Source organism: Arthrobacter sp. JCM 19049, assembly GCF_001310435.1.
Window position 1 is genome coordinate 1 of record NZ_BAXF01000686.1, and the last position, 950, is coordinate 950.

Here is a 950-nt window from a genome sequence, read left to right on the forward strand (position 1 = left end):
CGACAGGCTTCGCGGCGGGTGCCACGGCCTGCGGGGTCGGGGTTATCTGGTTGTCGTCGGATTTCTGACTGGTGGTCACCGCTGAAACTCTTTCACTAACTGAGCACTTGCTTCTAGTAACTCTACCGTGGCCCCGCTTTCTTTGTAAGCGGATACGCGCAGTATTCTGTTCTATTGCGGCCTAAAATAGGACTTGGCCGCAAACGAACTAAGGAGTTTCATGGCACGCAAGGCCTCATTGTCCGGTTTTCCCGAATGGCTTCCCGCCGAACGCGTGTTGAACAGCATGTGCTGGACACCCTGCGCCGGGTCTTCGAACTGCACGGTTTTGCGAACATCGAGACCCGTGCGGTCGAAACCCGGGCGCAGCTGCTGCGCAAGGGCGAGATCGACAAGGAGGTCTACGGCCTCTCCCGCCTGGCCGCGGACCCGGACGAGGAGAAGAACGACCCCAACGCGCTGGCCCTGCACTTCGACTTGACCGTGCCCTTCGCCCGCTACGTGGTGGAGAACGCCGGGCACCTGGCCTTCCCGTTCCGCCGCTACCAGATGCAGAAGGTCTGGCGCGGGGAACGCCCGCAGGACGGACGCTTCCGCGAGTTCACCCAGGCGGACATCGACGTGGTCGGCGACGGGTCGCTGCCGTTCAGCTACGACGTGGAGCTGGCGCTGACGATCGCCGATGCCCTCTCCGCGTTGCCGATCGGGGACTTCCGGCTGCGGGTGAACAACCGCAAGCTGGCCGAGGGCTTCTACCGCGGCCTGGGCCTGGAGGATCCGGACGCGGTGCTGCGGGCAATCGACAAGCTGGAGAAGATCGGGGCCGAGAAGGTCGCCGAAATCCTGACCACCGAGGTGGGCGCCACCGCGGCCCAGGCGCAGGCCGCCCTGGACCTGGCCGGGATCTGCACCGCGGACACCTCCTTCGTGGAGCAGGTACGCGCCCTGGG

1 pseudogene is annotated in these 950 nt (G+C 64.8%); it reads left to right on the plus strand.

The annotated features are described in order from the left end of the window. Positions 1-220: 220 nt before the first annotated feature. Positions 221-950: pseudogene (locus JCM19049_RS15510) on the plus strand (ATP phosphoribosyltransferase regulatory subunit); the annotation flags it as partial.